Source organism: Pseudomonas sp. HD6422 (assembly GCF_025377065.1).
Lineage (GTDB): Bacteria > Pseudomonadota > Gammaproteobacteria > Pseudomonadales > Pseudomonadaceae > Aquipseudomonas > Aquipseudomonas putida_U.
On record NZ_JAHWIW010000004.1, the window covers coordinates 19,645 to 38,361 of the forward strand.

16 protein-coding genes are annotated in these 18,717 nt (G+C 63.3%); 10 read left to right on the forward strand and 6 right to left on the reverse strand.

Annotated elements, in window-relative coordinates; translation table 11 throughout:
* The first annotated feature begins 234 nt into the window (after positions 1-234).
* The 3 genes from KY379_RS03625 to KY379_RS03635 all read left to right on the forward strand — a co-directional run bounded on the left by KY379_RS03625 (position 235) and on the right by KY379_RS03635 (position 3,812).
* Positions 235-1,044 carry an inner membrane protein YpjD gene (locus tag KY379_RS03625; protein WP_133326170.1) on the forward strand — a complete coding sequence of 270 codons (810 nt, stop codon included), beginning with the start codon at positions 235-237 and terminating at the stop codon, positions 1,042-1,044.
* 6 nt (positions 1,045-1,050) lie between these two features.
* Positions 1,051-2,253 carry a transporter associated domain-containing protein gene (locus KY379_RS03630; RefSeq protein ID WP_261238994.1) on the forward strand — a complete coding sequence of 401 codons (1,203 nt, stop codon included), beginning with the start codon at positions 1,051-1,053 and terminating at the stop codon, positions 2,251-2,253.
* A gap of 257 nt (positions 2,254-2,510) precedes the next feature.
* Entirely contained in the window at positions 2,511-3,812 is a 1,302-nt protein-coding gene (locus KY379_RS03635; RefSeq protein WP_261238995.1) for an MFS transporter, read from the forward strand.
* Between the two features lie 135 nt (positions 3,813-3,947).
* Here KY379_RS03635 and purT read toward each other — a convergent pair whose 3' ends face one another.
* The 5 genes from purT to KY379_RS03660 all read right to left on the reverse strand — a co-directional run bounded on the left by purT (position 3,948) and on the right by KY379_RS03660 (position 7,141).
* Positions 3,948-5,129 (reverse strand): formate-dependent phosphoribosylglycinamide formyltransferase, encoded by a 1,182-nt coding sequence (purT, locus tag KY379_RS03640; protein WP_133326178.1) that lies wholly within the window; start codon positions 5,127-5,129, stop codon positions 3,948-3,950.
* A gap of 77 nt (positions 5,130-5,206) precedes the next feature.
* On the reverse strand, positions 5,207-5,674 hold the full coding sequence (locus tag KY379_RS03645; protein ID WP_133326180.1) for a VUT family protein: 468 nt from the start codon (positions 5,672-5,674) through the stop codon (positions 5,207-5,209).
* A gap of 87 nt (positions 5,675-5,761) precedes the next feature.
* Positions 5,762-5,959, reverse strand: coding sequence for a DUF1289 domain-containing protein (locus tag KY379_RS03650; protein ID WP_261238997.1), 198 nt, complete (start codon positions 5,957-5,959; stop codon positions 5,762-5,764).
* On the reverse strand, positions 5,952-6,476 hold the full coding sequence (locus KY379_RS03655; protein ID WP_196172845.1) for a gamma carbonic anhydrase family protein: 525 nt from the start codon (positions 6,474-6,476) through the stop codon (positions 5,952-5,954). Before KY379_RS03655 ends, KY379_RS03650 begins: the two co-directional genes overlap by 8 nt.
* 65 nt (positions 6,477-6,541) lie before the next feature.
* Positions 6,542-7,141 carry a CoA pyrophosphatase gene (locus tag KY379_RS03660; protein WP_133326186.1) on the reverse strand — a complete coding sequence of 200 codons (600 nt, stop codon included), beginning with the start codon at positions 7,139-7,141 and terminating at the stop codon, positions 6,542-6,544.
* A 140-nt stretch (positions 7,142-7,281) separates the two neighbouring features.
* Between KY379_RS03660 and KY379_RS03665 the strand changes: the two genes are divergently transcribed.
* The 7 genes from KY379_RS03665 (at position 7,282) to KY379_RS03695 (ending at position 18,400) form a co-directional block, all read left to right on the forward strand.
* The gene (locus KY379_RS03665; protein ID WP_261238999.1) at positions 7,282-7,833 is read left to right on the forward strand and encodes an NUDIX hydrolase; all 552 of its coding nucleotides are present in this window, start codon (positions 7,282-7,284) and stop codon (positions 7,831-7,833) included.
* A 20-nt stretch (positions 7,834-7,853) separates the two neighbouring features.
* Positions 7,854-8,408 (forward strand): murein L,D-transpeptidase family protein, encoded by a 555-nt coding sequence (locus KY379_RS03670; protein ID WP_261239000.1) that lies wholly within the window; start codon positions 7,854-7,856, stop codon positions 8,406-8,408.
* Positions 8,409-8,562: 154 nt separating this feature from the next.
* A complete protein-coding gene (locus KY379_RS03675; RefSeq protein ID WP_261239002.1) occupies positions 8,563-10,242 on the forward strand; it encodes a ShlB/FhaC/HecB family hemolysin secretion/activation protein in 1,680 nt (559 codons plus the stop codon).
* A 25-nt stretch (positions 10,243-10,267) separates the two neighbouring features.
* Positions 10,268-14,794 (forward strand): hemagglutinin repeat-containing protein, encoded by a 4,527-nt coding sequence (locus tag KY379_RS03680; RefSeq protein WP_261239003.1) that lies wholly within the window; start codon positions 10,268-10,270, stop codon positions 14,792-14,794.
* Positions 14,795-14,958: 164 nt separating this feature from the next.
* A complete protein-coding gene (locus tag KY379_RS03685; RefSeq protein ID WP_261239004.1) occupies positions 14,959-17,004 on the forward strand; it encodes a PhoX family protein in 2,046 nt (681 codons plus the stop codon).
* 144 nt (positions 17,005-17,148) lie between these two features.
* Positions 17,149-17,583: a hypothetical protein gene (locus tag KY379_RS03690; protein ID WP_261239005.1), complete on the forward strand. Its 435-nt coding sequence runs from the start codon at positions 17,149-17,151 to the stop codon at positions 17,581-17,583.
* Positions 17,537-18,400 carry a Het-C domain-containing protein gene (locus KY379_RS03695; protein WP_261239116.1) on the forward strand — a complete coding sequence of 288 codons (864 nt, stop codon included), beginning with the start codon at positions 17,537-17,539 and terminating at the stop codon, positions 18,398-18,400. Before KY379_RS03690 ends, KY379_RS03695 begins: the two co-directional genes overlap by 47 nt.
* A 3-nt stretch (positions 18,401-18,403) precedes the next feature.
* Here the strand turns inward: KY379_RS03695 and KY379_RS03700 are convergent, their stop codons facing one another.
* Entirely contained in the window at positions 18,404-18,715 is a 312-nt protein-coding gene (locus KY379_RS03700; protein WP_261239006.1) for an NGG1p interacting factor NIF3, read from the reverse strand.
* Positions 18,716-18,717: the final 2 nt, after the last annotated feature.

Consider the following 18,717-nt stretch of genomic DNA (forward strand, 5'->3'; position numbering starts at 1 on the left):
GGGAGTTGTCAGGTGCCCTGGTGGTCACGCGCAAGCGCGGGGCACAGCAAGGCGGCGATTATAGCGAAGAGCGGCGGCGGCGGACACCTTGGCTTCCGAGCGGCAAGCTTCGAGCTTCAAGCCACAAGAAAAAGCAGCCATCACGCGGATCAGCCTTCGCTTGCAGCTTGCGGCTTCCAGCTTGCAGCTCACTATGCCAAACTCCGTCCCTTTAAGGCTCGCTTTCCAGGACTTATGGTCTCCTCACCCAGCCTCATCCCCAACTTGATCGCCGCCGGCCTTTATATAGCTGCGGCCATCTATCAGGGCGCCTACCTGGCCCAGAGCCGCAAAGCCGACACACGGCTGCTCGGCCTGCTCGGCGTCCTCGCCGTGGTCGCCCAGAGCGGTGCACTGTACTTCCAGCTGATCACGCCGCTGGGTCTGAGCCTGGATTTCTTCAGCGCCGCCAGCCTGATCGCCGTGGCGGTCATCTCCCTGACGCTGCTGGCCTGCCTGCGCATACCGGTGGAAAACCTCCTGGTGCTGCTGTTTCCCCTCGGCGCCATCACCGCGCTGCTGGCTCAGTTTGCCCCACCCGGTACCGTGCCGCTGATCGACGAAGAGCCGGGTATCCTCGCGCACATCCTGCTGTCGATCCTGGCCTACGGGCTGTTCACCATTGCCGTGTTCCAGTCGCTACTCCTGCTGCTGCAGGACCACCAGTTGAAGAACAAGCACCCGTCGGGCCTGATTCGCAACTTCCCGCCGCTGCAAACCATGGAAAGCCTGTTGTTCGGCTTCCTCTGGGCCGGCTGGTGCCTGCTGTCGCTGTCACTGATTTCCGGCTGGCTGTTCCTGGAGAACCTGTTCGCCCAGCACCTGGTGCACAAAACCCTGCTGGCGTGCGTGGCCTGGATCGTCTTCAGCGTACTGCTGTGGGGCCGCACCCGCCTCGGCTGGCGCGGGCACAAGGCGATCCGCTGGACCCTGGCCGGTTTCTGCCTGCTGATGCTGGCCTACTTCGGCAGCAAGCTGGTTCGCGAATTCATCCTGCATATCTGACAAGCCATGGACACGCTGCCGTACGCACCGCTTCTCGGCATTCTGGCCCTGGCCTTGATCTGGTCGGCGCTGTTCACCGCGGTGGACGTCGCCCGTCAACAGACCAATGGCCACTCGCGCAACAATGACCAGGACCACGCGAAACTGCCGACCCAGGCACTGACGCTGTCAGCCGGCCTGGGCAAGTTGCTGGTACTGGGATTGGCCTGTCTGATGGGCCAGCGCTATCAGGGCGAACACGGCTTCTGGCTGGCTGGCCTGGGCGCGAGCCTGGCGCTGCTGGTATTCGCCGAGTTTCTGCCGCGGCGCCTGGCCCGTCGTGCCCCCCAGGCGCTTCTGGCCCTCGGGGCCGGCCTGAAATGGCCGTTGGCGCTGCTGCAACCATTGGCTTGCCTGCTCGATGCCTGCGCCAAGCTGATCTTGCGGCCGCTCCGCGCGCAGCCCACCGCAGTGGCCTTGCATCCGGAGCAGGACGAGCTCTTCGATGATGACGACAGCGGCGAAACGACCCATCCAGGCCTGCTCGACGGCATGCAATCGCTGGACAAGATCACCGTCAACGACATCCTGGTGCCACGCAACGAAGTCGACGGCATCAACCTGGACGATCCGATCGAGCACATCATCGAACAGCTGATCGTCAGCCGCCACACACGGCTGCCGGTCTATCACAGCGATATCAACCAGGTCGAGGCGATCCTCAACACCAAGCTGATCAGCCATTTGCTGCCCAAGGCCGAATTGACCTTCGAAGCCCTGCAAGGCGCCTGCTACGAACCTTACTTCGTACCGGAAAGCACGCCCCTGCAGATGCAACTGTTGAACTTCCACAAGCAGCAGCGCCGGCTGGGCGTGGTGGTCGACGAGTACGGCGAGGTATTGGGGATCGTCACCCTGGAAGACATCCTCGAGGAGATCGTCGGCGAGTTCGAGGACGAGCAGAGCCTCGACAACCCCCATGTACACCCCCAGCCCGACGGCACCTTCGTCATCGACGGCGCCGCGTCGCTTCGCGAAATCAACCGCACTCTCGGCTGGCACCTACCCTGCGACGGCGGCCCGAAAACCCTCAACGGCCTGGTCACCGAAGCCCTGGAAAGCATTCCGGAAAGCGCCGTTTGCCTGAAAATCGGCCGCTACCGCCTGGAAATTCTCGAAACCGAGGACAATTGCGCCAGCAAGGTACTAGTGTGGACCGTGACCCGATAGCTATACTCCGGTCACGCTTACCCAGCCCCGCCGCCGCGCCCGCTACCCGCACCCGGCGTCAGACGGCCAGTCCGCTCCACTGACACGCGGTCCTGCTTCACCACCCCGAACAGTACCCGTACCCACCGCTATCCCTCCAGGGTTCTCGTCAGTAGGAACGCAAAAGAACAATACGCTCCGGCGTCCGCCAAACCGTGCCTGCCTGGCCGGCGCGGATCACGCCCAGGAGCCGCACCAGACTGTTAGGGACCTACCAGATGACAACCAGCAGCACCTACGCCCAAGCGCCTGCCGCGCCGGCCAACTCACCCGCCCGGGTGGCCACCGCCAGTTTCATCGGCACCGCCATCGAGTTCTACGACTTCTACGTGTACGCCACCGCGGCAGCCCTGGTGATCGGCCCGGTGTTCTTTCCGTCCGGGTCGGGCACCGCGCAGATGCTCGCAGCGTTCATCACCTTCGGCATCGCCTTCCTCGCCAGGCCGCTGGGCTCGGCATTGTTCGGCCACTTCGGCGACCGCATCGGGCGCAAATCCACCCTGGTGGCCTCGCTGCTGCTGATGGGTGTTTCGACCACACTGATCGGCGTGCTCCCAGGTTATGACAGCATCGGCGTCTGGGCGCCGGTCCTGCTCTGCCTGCTGCGCTTCGGCCAAGGTCTGGGGCTGGGGGGCGAATGGGGTGGCGCGGCACTGCTGGCCACCGAGAACGCGCCGGAAGGCAAGCGCGCCTGGTTCGGCATGTTCCCGCAACTGGGCCCTTCGATCGGTTTTCTGGCGGCCAACGGCCTGTTCCTGACGCTGGCCCTGGTACTCAGCGACGAGCAGTTCCGTGACTGGGGCTGGCGTGTACCCTTCCTGCTCAGCGCCGCCCTGGTACTGGTCGGCCTGTACGTGCGCCTGAAGCTGGAGGAAAGCCCGGTGTTCGCCAAGGCAGTGGCACGTCACGAGCGGGTGAAGATGCCGGTGGTCGACCTCTTCGCCAAGTACTGGCTGCCTACCCTGCTGGGCGCTGCGGCCATGGTGGTGTGTTACGCCCTGTTCTATATCTCTACCGTGTTCTCGCTGAGCTACGGCGTATCGACGCTGGGTTACAGCCGTGAATCATTCCTCGGCATGCTGTGTTTCGCCGTAGTGTTCATGGCCTTGGCCACACCGCTCTCGGCCTGGCTCAGCGACCGCTACGGCCGCAAGCCGGTACTGATCGTCGGCGGCCTGCTGGCGGTGGCCTCGGGCTTCACCATGGAACCGCTGCTGACCTCGGGATCGACCCTGGGTGTGACCCTGTTCCTGAGTATCGAGCTGTTCCTGATGGGTGTGACCTTCGCACCGATGGGCGCCCTGCTGCCAGAGCTGTTTCCGACCCACGTGCGCTACACCGGCGCTTCGGCAGCGTACAACCTGGGCGGCATCGTCGGCGCCTCGGCGGCACCGTTCTTCGCCCAGAAGCTGGTGAGCATGGGCGGCTTGAGCTGGGTAGGCGGCTATGTGTCGGCGGCAGCAGTGATCAGCCTGATTGCCGTGCTGTGCCTGAAGGAAACCCGTGATACCGAGCTTTGAGTGATTGGGGCTGCTTTGCAGCCCATTTGCGGGACAAGCCCGCTACCACAGGTACAGCGCTGGACTTGAGGGCGGTAGTTATCCTGTGGGAGCGGGCTTGTCCCGCGAATGGGCCGCAGAGCGGCCCCGCTTGCATCAGAACTCGACCTTGACCGCCTGCGAAGCACGGGTCGCCTTGGCCCGCGCAGCTTCGATCGACTCGTCACGCGCCAGGCATACCCCCATGCGGCGGGTGCCGTTGATTTCCGGCTTGCCGAACAGGCGAATCGCGGTGTCCGGCTCGCTCAGGGCGGCGCCGAGGTTGGCGAAGCTGGTCTGCTGCGACTGCCCCTCGGGCAGGATCACCGCCGAAGCCGACGGGCCGAACTGGCGCACCACAGGGATCGGCAGACCGAGAATGGCGCGGGCGTGCAGGGCGAACTGCGACAGGTCCTGGGAAATCAAGGTCACCAGCCCCGTGTCATGGGGACGCGGCGAGACTTCACTGAACCAGACCTGATCACCTTTGACGAACAGTTCCACGCCGAACAGGCCACGACCGCCCAGTGCATCGGTCACCGCCTTGGCCACCCGCTGCGACTCGGCCAGGGCCTTGGCGCTCATGGCCTGGGGCTGCCAGGACTCCTGGTAGTCGCCCTTCTCCTGGCGATGGCCGACCGGTTCGAGGAAGGTAGTGCCGCCAACATGGCGCACGGTCAGCAGGGTGATTTCGTAGTCGAAATCGATGAAGCCTTCGATGATCACCCGGCCCTTGCCGGCACGGCCGCCTTCCTGGGCGTAATCCCAGGCCTGCTGCAGGTCGGCGTCGCTGCGCAGCAGGCTCTGGCCCTTGCCAGATGAGCTCATCACCGGCTTGACCACGCACGGGTAGCCGAGGTCGGCGACGGCCTTGGCGTAGTCCTCGAAGGTGTCGGCGAAGTGGTAGGGCGAGGTCGGCAGGTCCAGCTCTTCAGCGGCCAGGCGACGGATGCCCTCGCGGTTCATGGTCAGCTGAGTGGCACGGGCGGTCGGCACCACGGTGAAACCTTCGCTTTCCAACTCGACCAGGGTGGCGGTGGCGATGGCTTCGATCTCAGGCACGATGTAGTGCGGCTTCTCGGCCTCGATCACCGCACGCAGGGCAACGCCGTCGAGCATGTTGACCACGTGGCTGCGATGGGCGACTTGCATCGCCGGAGCATTGGCGTAGCGGTCCACGGCGATCACTTCGACGCCCAGGCGCTGCAGCTCGATCACCACTTCCTTGCCCAGCTCGCCACAGCCGCAGAGCAGTACACGGGTCGCGGTAGGCGACAATGGGGTTCCGATACGGGTCATTTCAGGTCCTCGAAGGCGTCCGGGGCCGCGTCAGGCGTAGGCGCGACCCACTGAAAAAGGACCAGTATTCTACACCATCAGCCCGCCACGGCGGCGCGTCGGGCACGAAATGCCATGGCCAGCCAGACGGCGGTGACACCCGCGAACTTCGAGGCCAGCGCGGTGCCGATCACCACCGGGGTCAGGGCGCCGATCATGCCGAAGAAGATCAATGTATCGACCGGAATGCTCAGCGCCGAGCTCAACCACAGGCGATCGCGCAGCGGACGGCGGGTGATGCTGAACACCAGCCAGTCGATCAGCTCGGAAACGAAGAACGCGGTGGCACTGGCCAGGGCGATGGCCGGCTCCGAGGTGACATAGGACAGCACCAAGGCCAGCAGCATGGCAACCAGCGCGCCATGGCCGAAACGGGTCTGCACCATATCGCGCAGGATGAACACCAGGCCGCCCCAGGCGGACCAGATCACGTCCAGGTGCGGGGCACTGGAAAAGGCGTAGTTGATCAGCACTACGCTGCTGATATAGGCGATGAGATAGAACATGGGACTGCAGTCTGTTGGCAAGCCAGACAGATTACCGCTGGCTCGGTCGCGGGTAAACCCGCTCCTGGCCAAGAGGCCGACGCAGGGTCACGCCCCCATGATCAGACCCGCCGCCACCGCCCGCTCATGGCAACGCTTCAACACCGCACGACGCTCGTCGTTGTCCATGCGCCCCCAGCGGCCGATCTCGGCCACGGTACGCTGACATCCGGTGCAGATGTCTTGCTCGTCCAACGCGCAGATGCTCACGCACGGGGACGCCACGGGCCGTTGCACCTCACTCATCGTCGGCCACCAGTTCGCGCGCATAGCGTTCGGCGTTGTGCACATAGTGCGCGGCGCTGGCCTCGAGCATGCGCTTCTGCTGCTCGGTCAACTCGCGCACCACCTTGCCAGGCGACCCCATCACCAACGAGCCATCGGGGATTTCCTTGCCCTCGGCGATCAAGGCATTGGCGCCGATGATGCAGTGCTTGCCGATGCGCGCACCGTTGAGAATGACGGCATTGATGCCGATCAGGCTGTAGTCGCCGACACTGCAGCCATGCAGCATGGCATTGTGGCCGACGGTCACGCCCTTGCCCAAAGTCAACGGCGAACCCATGTCGGTATGCATCACGGTGCCGTCCTGGACGTTGCTGCCCTCGCCGATGTCGATCAGTTCGTTATCGCCACGCAGCACCGCGCCGAACCACACACTGGCATGGGCCTGCAGACGCACCTTGCCGATCAGGGTGGCGGTGGGCGCGGCCCAACTGGTGGGATGGGTTTCGACGCGCAGGTCGCCCAGGCGATATTTCATGGGAATTCCTTGACTCATCGGCAGCTAATGACAAAGGCAGGGTGGGCCCCGCTCAGGTTGGGTGTTCAGATTTCGACATACTGCGCCGGCGGCTCGTGCAGGCTGATGCCAGCGTCGAACCACAGGTTGACCAACTCGACGATCATGATCGCCGACAGTCCCCAGATCTTGTACTCACCGAAACGGTAGCTCGGCACATACCAACTGCGCCCCTGGTAATCGATACGGTGGGTATGGTCCCGCGGATCCTGGCGGAAGAATTCCAGCGGCACGTTGAATACTGCCGCGATTTCGGCATCGTTTGCACGGTATTCGACGTAGTCCGGGATCAGTCCGACGAATGGCGTCACCTTCAGGCCGTGCAGCGAAATCAACGGACTGAGCGGGCCGATCACCTCCACCAGACCAGGCGGCAGTCCGATCTCTTCCTCTGCCTCGCGCAGCGCGGTGAACACCAGATCGGGGTCTTCGGGGTCGCGGCGACCACCGGGAAAGGCGACCTCGCCGCCGTGGGTGGACAAACCCTTGGCACGCAGGGTGAGAACCAGCTCGGGCGCTTCACTGCGCGTGATGGGCAAAAGTACCGCCGCTTCGGGAAACCGTCGGTCGGTTTCCAGCGACGTGGGTACATGGTTGCTCATTCGGCGAAGAAGCTCGTCCAGCATTGCGCACTCTCGTTTCCAAGGCCTGCCTTGCATGATGCACCAAAAGCCGCGACACACCCAAGTCCCGCGCGCATGCCGCCTGCGCTTGCCCCCGCCCCGTCGGGCGCGCCAAGATAAGGCAAGCACAAGGAACCCCAAGCATGAAATTCTGCAGCGCGTGCGGCCAACCGGTCATCCAGCAGATCCCCGAAGGCGACAGCCGCCTGCGCTATGTCTGCCAGTTCTGTCACACCATCCACTACCAGAACCCCAACATCGTCGCTGGCGTGCTGCCCACCTGGGGTAGCCAGGTCTTGCTGTGTCGCCGTGCCATCGAGCCCCGCCGCGGCTTCTGGACGTTGCCGGCCGGGTTCATGGAGAACGGCGAGACCCTCGACCAGGCCGCCCGTCGCGAAACCGTCGAGGAAGCCTGCGCCCAGGTCGGTACCATGAGCTTGTACCAACTGTTCGACCTGCCGCACATCAATCAGGTACATGTGTTCTTTCGCGCCGAACTGGCCGACCTGAATTTCGACGTCGGCGTCGAAAGCCTGGAGGTGCGATTGTTCGAGGAACACCAGGTGCCATGGGACGAGCTGGCTTTCCGCACCGTCGCACGCACACTAGAATGCTATTATCGCGATCGCATCGAGCAGCACTACCCCATTGGTCATGAGTACCTGCCGCCGATGAACGTCTCGCCCACTTCCTAGCATCCCAGGGATACCGTTTCATGCGTTGGTTGTTCGCCTTCTTCTGCCTTTGCGTTACCTCGGTGTCCCAGGCGGCTTTCACCGAGACCATCATCCGCAAGCCGCAACCGCCCGTGGCAGCCCCCTCGCAGTCCCAGACGGCCATGCAACCGCTGATCGACAAAGTGCTGGTGATCAAGTCCGAGCGCCGTCTGCAGTTGCTCAGCCGCGGCGAGCCGCTGAAGACCTACCGCATCTCCCTGGGCAAGCAACCCAAGGGGCCCAAGCAGCGCGAAGGCGACAAGAAAACGCCCGAGGGGCTGTACTGGCTGGACTGGCGCAAACAAAGCGACCGCTTCAACCTGGCCATGCACATCACCTACCCGAACATTCGTGACGCCGCCCAGGCGACCCGCGAGGGCGTGAGTGCCGGCAGCATGATCATGATTCACGGCACGCCGATCAACGACGAGTACCCGGAATGGTACTTCCACACGCTGGACTGGACCGACGGCTGCATCGCCATGCGCAATTCCGACATGCGCGAGGTCTGGGACCTGGTACGTGATGGAACGCTGATCGAGATTCGTCCCTGAAGGCTTGGAACTGAGCTTGTAGGCAGCTTCCTACTTAAAACTGTCCTCCCCCCTACGATTATCCAAGGCGAGGTACTGCATCCAAACGATGGACTGAATTCTTAGCATCCCTGCAAACGAGTACGCGAACCGTACGCCATTTGCGGGGTAGTTCATGCCGTCCCGATTCTCTCGATATGCCGGCAGGCTACTTGCCTGCTGCCTGACCGCCGCTTCGTCCCTGCCATGGGCATGGGCCGACGACCCCGCCAGTCGCCACCTGCGCGACCAGCAACACAGCCAACAACAGCTCGAGCAGCAGTTGCGCCTGCAACGCTGGCAGCGGGCGCCTGCCCATCCGGACCTCGACCCGCCGCCCGTACCGCCCGCCGAAACCAACCGCTGCTGGGCAATCACCGGGGTCCGCCTGGCCGGCCACCAGCAACTTTCGGCACAGGCCCTCGAAGCGGCCGTGCGCGCCCAACTCCCCCCGTGCATGGGCATCGACGACATCAACCAGTTGCTCAGGGCCATCACCCAGGTCTACGTGCAGGCCGGCTACCCCGCCAGCCGCCCTTACCTGAGTCAACCTCCGCAGGATGGCCAACCGCTCGATATCCTCCTGGTCGAGGGTTTCGTCGAGTCGATCGAACTCGGTACCGAGCTGCCGTTGTGGCTGCAGGGTGCCTTTCCCGACCTGCTCGGGCAACCCTTGTACCTGCCAGCCCTCGAGCAGGGTCTGGACCAACTCAACCGCCTGCGTGCATTCGAGCTGTCAGCCGATCTGCTGCCCGGCACGCGACCCGGTGCCACCCACGTGCAGGTCAAAGGTCAGCAGGTAGCGCGACGCTGGCACCTCGACAGCCGCTTCGATAACCGCGGCAGTGATCTGACCGGCCGCCATCGCCTGAACCTGGGCCTTGGCCTGGACAGCCCCCTGGGCTTGAACGACGACCTACGCGTGTCCCTGTCTTCGACCGTGCTCGATGCCCCAGGACGCAGTCAGGGGCTGTCCGTGTATTACAGCCTTCCCTACGGCTTCTGGACCTTCGCCATCAACGCCACCCAGTCGAGCTATTCAGCGCCGATCCCGCAAAGCGCTCGGATCAGTAGCGGCAGCAGCAGCTACCAGGGGGTGAGTGCCGAACGACTGCTCTGGCGCAACCAGCAAGGCATGCTCAGCGCCAGCGCCCGACTCGACCGCAAACGACTGCTCAACCGCACCGGCAAGACCGAAATCGCCCTGCAAAGCCCCACGCTCACCAGCTTGGAAGCAGGTATCAACTTGCTGTGGCTCGACGACGGTCTTTGGCACGGCTTTCTCGGCGTAGCCCGTGGTGTGGACTGGCTCGGCGCCGACCGCTCTGCCCTGAACCAGGACGCCCCGCGCCCGGATTTTCTCAAGTACCGCGGCACCCTGCTGCACCTGCGCCAGGGCCCGGCGAACCGGCCTTGGCGTTGGCAGAGCGAACTGAACCTACAGTACAGCCGCGACTCATTGCCTGCCGCGGAGCAGTTGGTGGCCAGTGACGACTCCACCGTACGCGGGTTTCGCCTGAGCAGTTATGGCGGTGCCAGTGGTGCGGTCTGGCGCAACACCTTCAGCCACGCCCTGACGCTGCCTCTGACCCAGCCGCTGCAGATACGGCCATACATCGGCCTGGACCTGGGCTGGACGCGCCTGCTCCAGAGCAGCAATAGCCAACACCTGGCCGGCGCCGCCAGTGGCGTGGAGCTGAGCCTGTCCAGCAGCCGCCTGCGCCTGGATTACCAACGCGCGCTGCATGCCAGCGACAAGCCTCGCTCGGGCCTGGAATCAGGCTTCTGGGTACTGGAGTGGTCTCTGAACATTTGATTTCCAACAACAAAGAGAACGAGAAATGCACACAATCTCGCAACGCACGCCCTTGCGCCCCGACACCTTGCGCTGGACCATTTCCCTCGCCCTGCTGGCATCGGCGCCAGCCCTGGCTGAACCAGCACTGACCCCGGCACGAGGACCTGCCGGGACGCCATTGATCGGCAATGGCCACGGCGTACCGGTCATCGACATCGTCGCACCGAACGCCAACGGCCTCTCGCACAACCAATTCCTCGACTACAACGTCGGCAAGCCTGGCGTGGTGCTCAACAACGCTACCCAGGCCGGCCAGTCCCAACTGGCCGGGGCACTGCAGGCCAACCCGCAGTTCCAGGGCCAGGCGGCGTCGACCATCCTCAACGAGGTGATCAGCCGCAATGCTTCCTTGATCGAAGGCCCGCAGGAGATCTTCGGGCGCCGCGCCGACTACATCCTGGCCAATCCCAATGGCATCACCCTCAACGGCGGTAGCTTCATCAACACCACCCGAGCTGGACTGCTGGTCGGCAGCCCAGAACTGCAGGAGGCACAACTCAAGCACCTCAGTACGCTCGAAGCCCATGGCAGCCTGAAGGTGACCGGCGCCGGCGGGCACAATCCCGAAGGCGCCCTGGACCTGATCGCCCCACGTATCGACAGCACTGGCCTGCTCCAGGCCAAGAGCGACCTCAACCTCACCTTGGGCCGCAACCGCATCGACTACCCCACCGGTGAAGTGCTCCAGCATCTGCCAGGCACACCCTCCAGCATCGACGCCAGTCTGTTCGGCGCAATGCGCGCCGGACGCATCCGGGTGGTCAGCACGGCCGAGGGTGCAGGCGTGCGTGTAGGCCCGGTGAAGGTCTGGGCTGATCAAGGTATCGCCATTCATTCGGCCGGCGCACTTGAAGTCAGCGGCCAGGCCGATGTCCCGAGCGAACTGCGTACCGAGCACGGCAATCTGAACCTCAGCGCCGCCGGCGACGTCGACATGCGCGCCGCCAAAGGCCATGCCGATCGAATCGAGATCAAGGCCGGCAAGAAACTCAGCCTCGACGCGCAAACCGCAGAAAGCATCGCCAAGGACCAGAAGCGCTGGAACAAGAAATTCCTGTTCGTCACCCACGAAACCTACGAGCGCAAGCGCACCACCACCGACCGCCACCAGCGCGGCACCGAATTGAAGGCAAGCGAAGGCATACGCTTGGAGTCCGGCGCCGACATGCGCCTGGCCGCTGCCGATATCCGCGCCGGTGGCGAGCTTGCCGTGGATAGCGGGGGCGATCTCGACGTCGTCGCCGGCATCGACAGCCAACGCATCGAAGAACAGATACGCCATCGCAAGCACCTCTGGCGTGGCGACGAAGACACCGAGCAGTATCGTGAAACCGCGCGCGCCAGCACGCTCGAAGGCCAGCATATGACCGTCAACGCCAAGAACCGGATCAAGCTCGAGGGCAGTCAGTTGCACAGTCGCGGCGACCTCGACATCACCGCGAAAAAGATCGAGGTCGGCACCACCGCGTTACAACAACATGGCACCCGCCGCGACTACCGTGGCGACCTGGTGTCAGGAGCCTTCTTCGCCGACCGCAAGGGCAACGATACCCAGGGCCATGCCGTGACCGGAAGCAGCGTCAGCGCCGACGGCAAGTTGCAGGTCAGCGCCGAACAGGTCGATATCAAAGGCAGTCGCGTGCATGGCAAGCAGGACGCACTGCTGTACGGCAGCAAAGGTGCACTGGTGATCGAAGCCGACCACGGCAATCTGACCACTACCGATCACCAGCGCGACAGCAAGCTGTTCGGCCTGTTCGGCAACAGCGAAGAAAGCACCACGCGCAGCCAACAGGTGCTGCGCAGTGACGTCGGCTCCAGCACCAACCTGCGCCTGGCCAGCGCCGAGGAACTGCGCATCCAGGGTGCCAAGGTCGAAGCCGCTGGCCACTTGCAGGTGGAGGCCAAGGGCGATGTCCTGATCGATGCCGCGCAAGCGATCGATGAACGCGAAACCCGCAATCAGCGACGCGGCTTCAGCGCCAGCGTCGGACAGACTCAGGAGGCTCAGGACGGTAAGCCTGGATCCCGTCAGTACACGGCAAGCGTCGGCTATGACGTGACCACCCGCACCGGTTCGCAACGCCAGGTCAGCCAGGTGGGTAGCCAGCTGAAAGGGGCGTCGGTAACGCTGAGCAGCGACACGCACCTGCAAGTCAATGGCGCCAGGGTAGAGGCCTCGGCGGGAGACCTCGACGTGCAAGCCAAGCAGGTGACCCTCGGCGCCAGACGCAACGAAACGGAATCGACCACTGAGCAGACGCGCAGCGGTGGCAGCATGGGCCTGACCGGCGGTATCGACCGGTTTGGCTCGCTGCTCGAGGGCCACCACCATCGCGACAGCACCATCGAACGAGACAGCACCGCGCAGCGCAGCGAGCTGCTGGCCAGCGGCAACCTGCGCATCGCGGCTGACGAGTTGGTCAACGAAGCAGCGCGAGTCAAAGCCGGTAAGGCCCTCGAAGTGGTCGCCGAGCACATCGACAACCGTGCCGTCGAAGATATCCACGAACGACAGGAGAGCCAAGACAACTGGGCTGGCAGCCTTGGCGTCAGCGTCGAATACCGAGACCTCACCCGGCCGATCGAACGCCTGGTCCAGGGTGAGGAAGCTGCACGCTTCCAGCAAGCTTCACCCGAGGATGCCATGGTCGCGCCCAGCGCCGGCGCCGATATGACCGTCGACCATCTCAAACGCCTGGAAAACCAGCGGCGCGGCTTCGCCCAGGTCAGCGAGCTGTCCGGGGCAGAAGTAACGGTCAAGGCAACGCGTATCGACGATGAAGGCACCACCTGGCGCGCCGACGCCGGCAAACTGCAGATCGACGCACAGCAGCACCATATGCGCGCCGCTGCCAACACCAAGGCGCATGAAATACAGCGTCTGGCCTTTGGCGGTGACCTGCGCGGCGACACCAGCACCGGCAGCGACATCAATGGCCGCATCGCCGGCAAAGGCGGCTCGCTGAACAAGCAGGAGACCACCAGCACCGCTGTACCCGGTAGCCTGATGGGCCAAGCCGGAATCCAGGTGCAGCTAGGCAGCGACGGGCGTTATGAGGGCACGCGCATCGATGGCGGCGAGGGCGATGTGATCATGCACAGCGCGGGCGACCTCTCCTTGCTGCAGGCCAGCGACCTGACGCGACAGACGTCCAGCGGACTCGACGGAAATGCCTGGGCCAAGGGCGGCAACCGGCCAGGAACCACCGGTTTCGATGCCCGTGGCTACCTCGACCACTCCACGCAGCAGGCCAGTCAGTCCAAGGCCCAAGTGGCACAACTCGACGCCAAGGGTAAGGTCCACTTGAGTAGCGGCGGCGACCTGCTGCTCGAAGGGACCCGCATCGGCAAGCGCGAGGCCAAGGTAGCCGACTTGCAGTTGCAGAGCGAAGGCCTGTTGACCGTCAAGGCCGCCAGCGATACCCAGGAAGCCACCGGCAGCACCCTCGGTGGAGGCCTGGAGGTCGGCATCAAAAAGGGTGCTACCCAGGGCGGCGCGCTCGGCGGACACTTCTCCCATGGCAAGCAGAACGAAAGCGCCCGCCAGGCACTCGATGCCCAGTTCGCCAGCGCCGGTCGACTGGCCCTGGAAAGCCGTGCCCGTGAGGAAGTCGCACTGCGTCTGCAAGGCTTGCAGGCCTCGGCCGGACAAATCGAACTGCTCGCCCGCAACGGCGGCATGCTGGTCGAGGCATCGTCCAATCTGGAGCGGCGCAACAATCTCGACATCACCGCCGGGGCCGGTTTCCTCAAAACCCAAGGCACAACCGACACCCGTGGCCTGCACGGCCGTGTTCAGGTCAATCTCGACCAGCGCGACAACCACACCTGGAACGCCGACACCCTGCGCGCCGAGCGTATCGACATCCAAAGCCTGGGCGACACGCGTGTGCAAGGCGTCAGCCTGGAGGCCGGGCAGATCAGCGGCAACATCGGCGGCGATTTGCACGTGGCCAGCCGCAAAGACAGTGTCGACAGCCTGAACCTCAAGGTTGACGCTCGCCTGAGCCAAGAGAGGAACCCCCAAGGCTACACCAACGCAGCCACCGCTCTGGCGGGTCCCCTGCAAGGCAAGGTGAGCGACAAGACTCGCTCGACATTGAGCAAAGCCGAGCCTGGCTTCTCCCCCACCTTCAAGCTCGAACTGTCCAAGCAACAGCGTGACACGGTAGCCCGGCAGACGACCCTGCAAGGCCGCGATGGTGTCGATCTGAAGGTGGGCGGCGCCGCTCACCTGGAAGGCGCTCGGATACAGTCGGCCAAGGGCGACGTGGCGCTCAAGGCAGCCACGGTGACCCAGCAAACCCTAAGCGGCACGGACCTGCGCCGTGACGTATCGGTCGACGCCTCCAACTCGCCGGTCGACTTGGGTACCGCCATCGCCGATATCGCCAAGAACAAGGGCGCTGCAGACGGTGAGAACGCGCTGGACCTGGGGCTGTTACGCACCAGTGGGCACAACCGAAACGAGCAGTGGCATTCGTCCATTCAAGGCAAGGCCGATTGAGCAACATCGCCCAGGGTCGCCTTGCGGCCCTGAGCCCTGACCCAGGTACTAGGCAATGTCCGCACACAGGATTTTGTCTTCCGTCATATTTCTGCCAACTGATCATCACATTTGCAGCATAAAGTCGCGGGTTCTGCCTACTCAGCCACTACAAGGACAGCCTGATGAGTCGACACAGCGGCGATAACCTGGACCGCAACCGCAGCGGCAATGCACCGATGGCCGGCATCATGGACCTCTACCTGAGCCGGCGCAGCGTCGTGCGCGGTAGCCTTGGCGCGGCCATCGCCATGATCGCCGGCGGCGGCCTCAGCGCCTGCTTCGACACCACAGGCGCCAAGCCAACAGGCCCAGCTACAGCCCCTCAGGCACCCACACCAACACTGGGCTTCGAGTCCATTCCCGGATCACGGACCGATGCCTGTACCCTCGCCGCAGGCTACAGCGCCTATGTCCTGGCGCCTTGGGGAACGCCACTGAACAGCGCCGGCAATGCCTGGAAAGCCGACGGCAGCAACAGCGCCGCCGACCAGGCGAACGCCATGGGCATGCACCACGATGGCATGCACTTCTTTCCCATCGATGGCAGCGCCGAAGACGGCCTGCTGGCCATCAACTTCGAGTACATCGACCAGCAAGCGTTGCACCCGGCTGGCCCCACCTTCGACGCCGACGGCAAACGCCCGGCCGAAGAAGTGCGCAAGGAAATCAATGCCCACGGCGCCGGCGTGATTCGCCTGAAAAAACTTGGCGGACGCTGGCAGGTGGTCGACAACGACCCGCTCAACCGTCGCTTCACCACCGCTTCGCAGATGGACATCGCCGGCCCCCTGCGCGGCAGCGATCACGTCAAGACCCGTTTTTCGCCAGACGGCACCCGTTGCCGTGGCACCAACAACAACTGTGGCAACGGCTACACGCCGTGGGGCACCTACCTGACCTGCGAAGAAAACTGGCCAGGGATATTCGTCAACAAAGGCACCCTGCCCGCTGACCAGTCACGCCTCGGCGTCGTGACCTCCAGCGGCCTGTACCAGTGGGAAAGCGCCGCTGGCGACAGCAGCGAAATGGACGACGAGTTCGCCCGCTTCGACGTGACCGCCCGCGGAGCAAGTGCCACCGACGACTACCGCAACGAAGCCAGCACCTTTGGCTACATCGTCGAGATCGACCCGTACGACGCCAGCACCCGCGCGACCAAGCGCACCGCTCTCGGACGCTTTCGTCATGAAGGCTGCTGCCCAGGCCTGGCGGTGGCCGGCAAGCCGCTGGTCTGGTACATGGGCGACGACTCCAATAACGAGTATCTGTACAAATTCGTCTCCGATGCAGTGTGGGATATCGCCGATGCCAATCCGAAGGACCGCCTGGCCACCGGCGCCAAGTACCTGGACCACGGCAAGCTCTATGTGGCCCGCTTCGATGCCGATGGCTCGGGTGTCTGGCTGTTGCTGGACGTGACCAGCAAGACCACCGCAGGGGGCACGCTGGGCGCGTTGTATGGCGACTTGCCGGGGATCATCCTCAACACCCGTGGCGCCGCCGACGCGCTCGGTGCGACACCCATGGACCGCCCGGAATGGACTGCGGTCAACCCGCTCAACGGCGATGCCTACCTGACCCTGACCAACAATGTCGTGCGCAGTGCCGACAAAGCCGATGCCGCCAACCCAAGCGGCCCCAACCTGCACGGCCACATCATCCGCTGGCACGACAGCGCCGATCATCAGCGCTTCACCTGGGACATCTTCGTGTTCGGCGCAAACGCCAGCGGCGATGCCAACATCAACCGCTCGGGCCTGAGCGAGCTGAACCAGTTCGCCAGCCCCGACGGCATGAGTTTCGATAGCCGTGGCGTATTGTGGTTCGAGACCGACAACAGCGAGAAGAGCGTTGCCGATTACACCAACGATCAGTTGCTGGCAGTGGTGCCCAGCCAATTGGTCGACGCCAATGGCCGACAGGTGCCGGTCAATCGACAGAATCAGGTGGATTTACGCCGCTTCTTCGTCGGCCCGAATGGCTGCGAAATGACCGGCATCACCTTCACGCCGGACAACAAGACACTGTTCATCAACGTGCAGCATCCGGCGAACTGGCCCTATACCGATAACGCCACCGACGCGACACCAGCCGGAACCAAGGTGAGGCCACGGGCGGCGACCGTCGTGATCCAGCGCAATGATGGCGGCGAGATCGGCACCGTCTGACCACCCGCGGTCTGCCAAGTCTCCCCGTAGTCATTCGGTTGAACACTTCAAGCCGGACCAACCTCCACACGAGGTAACGCTGCTCAGTTCATTCAGCGAACAGGAAAAATCAGGCTAGGCGTTCTATTTCCCGGAACGACAACTATGCCGATTGAACCCAACGCCAATGACGCTCTGCTGATCAGCACCTATGAACTGGGCCGGCTTGATGACTTGGCTCGGCGGACCGATGAAACGGTCTTCATAGCACTGTTCATGTCGGTGTTTGGCACCGACCTGACGGTCGACACTTACAAGAAAATGCGGGTAGCCATACAGGACCGCACTCTTGCCAACCCGCAGTATGCCGTGGAGCCCGATGGCAGCGGCCTTGCCCGCTACGACAGGACCAGACGTACGATCTTCGTGACGGCTGACGCAATAACGCAAAGCGAATCCGACGACCACTCGAGCGTCAATCTGTTCATCGCCGTGGCTCGGCGAAGCACTGCATATCCTGGAAGATTACTTCGCTCACTCCAACTTCGTCGAACTGTGCCTACGCAAACGAGGCCACAAGGTATTGCCTTGGACCACTGAGACGGACTGCAAGTACCGCTTCCCAGTCGTCACCGGGATGTTCGCAAGCCTCGATGTGATCGCCAGCATTGCCGAACCCTTGGGCAAAATCCTGTTCGAGGTAAAGACGCTTGATTTCGAGTTGACCAAACCTGGATATCGCAGTGATGGCGAGAAAGTGCTGCTGATACTCTTCAAGGAGCATGAGAGTGAGACAGCTCTCAATTGGCTGAACACCTACCTGGAACTTCGCGATAACGCCGCGGCACAGCCACTGTTCGGCGTATTCCAAGCTGGGCGTTGGCTAAGTGGTCTTCCGTTGACGCTTTTGCAGAATGCAATCAACTTCACGATGCGCAGCATATTGAAGTGGGTGGGAGACAGCATCGACGAGATCCAAACGCTGTCCGGCCACAACCCCAACGAGACTCCAGGCCTGCATCCGACTCACTCCCAGTTGGCCAAGGATCACACCAACCACCCGTTCCATGAACTAGCCGCGTATCTTGCCATCTACGCAGTAGAACAAGTGGGCCGTTCGATGTATCGATACTGGCAGGGTGAAACCGAGCGAGATCCTGCCAGTGTGGCCTTGAGTTTTATCCTGCACCCCGAAGCCCATGATTGGCACGAAGACATCGTCGCGGCATGGGAGGCCAAAGACCCCAAGGGTTCACGCAGCAGAATTCAAGTCGGCAGCCAATTTGCAGACTTGATCGAACTTCAGGCACAACTCAAGAAAGAAGAGCAGGAAAGGGTCGAGGTGTTGGGAGAAAGCTTCCGAAACGCTCCAAATACGCTTTCGGACATGCTCGCCAAAGGATTCCATTTTGGCTGAATGCTAAAGCGCTTCGAGCCGCCAGACCTCATAAGCTGGCGTCTCGTACGGGTGGCTGCGCTTGAGCGCAGCGACGACCTGGGCAATCAGGTCGTCAGCCACCACCAGCTCCACCTTCCACTCCTCGACCACCTCGACCTGGCCAGCCTGCCCTATGAACGGCTGACTGCCGTCCAACGGGCGAAACTGGCCTTGGCCCAAAGTCTGCCAGGCGCAGCGGTCGTAGTCGCCAATGCGTCCACCACCTGCGGCGAACACGGCGTCCTTGACCACCTCGACATGGCTGGCCGGGACGAAGAAGGCGAGCTTGTACACGC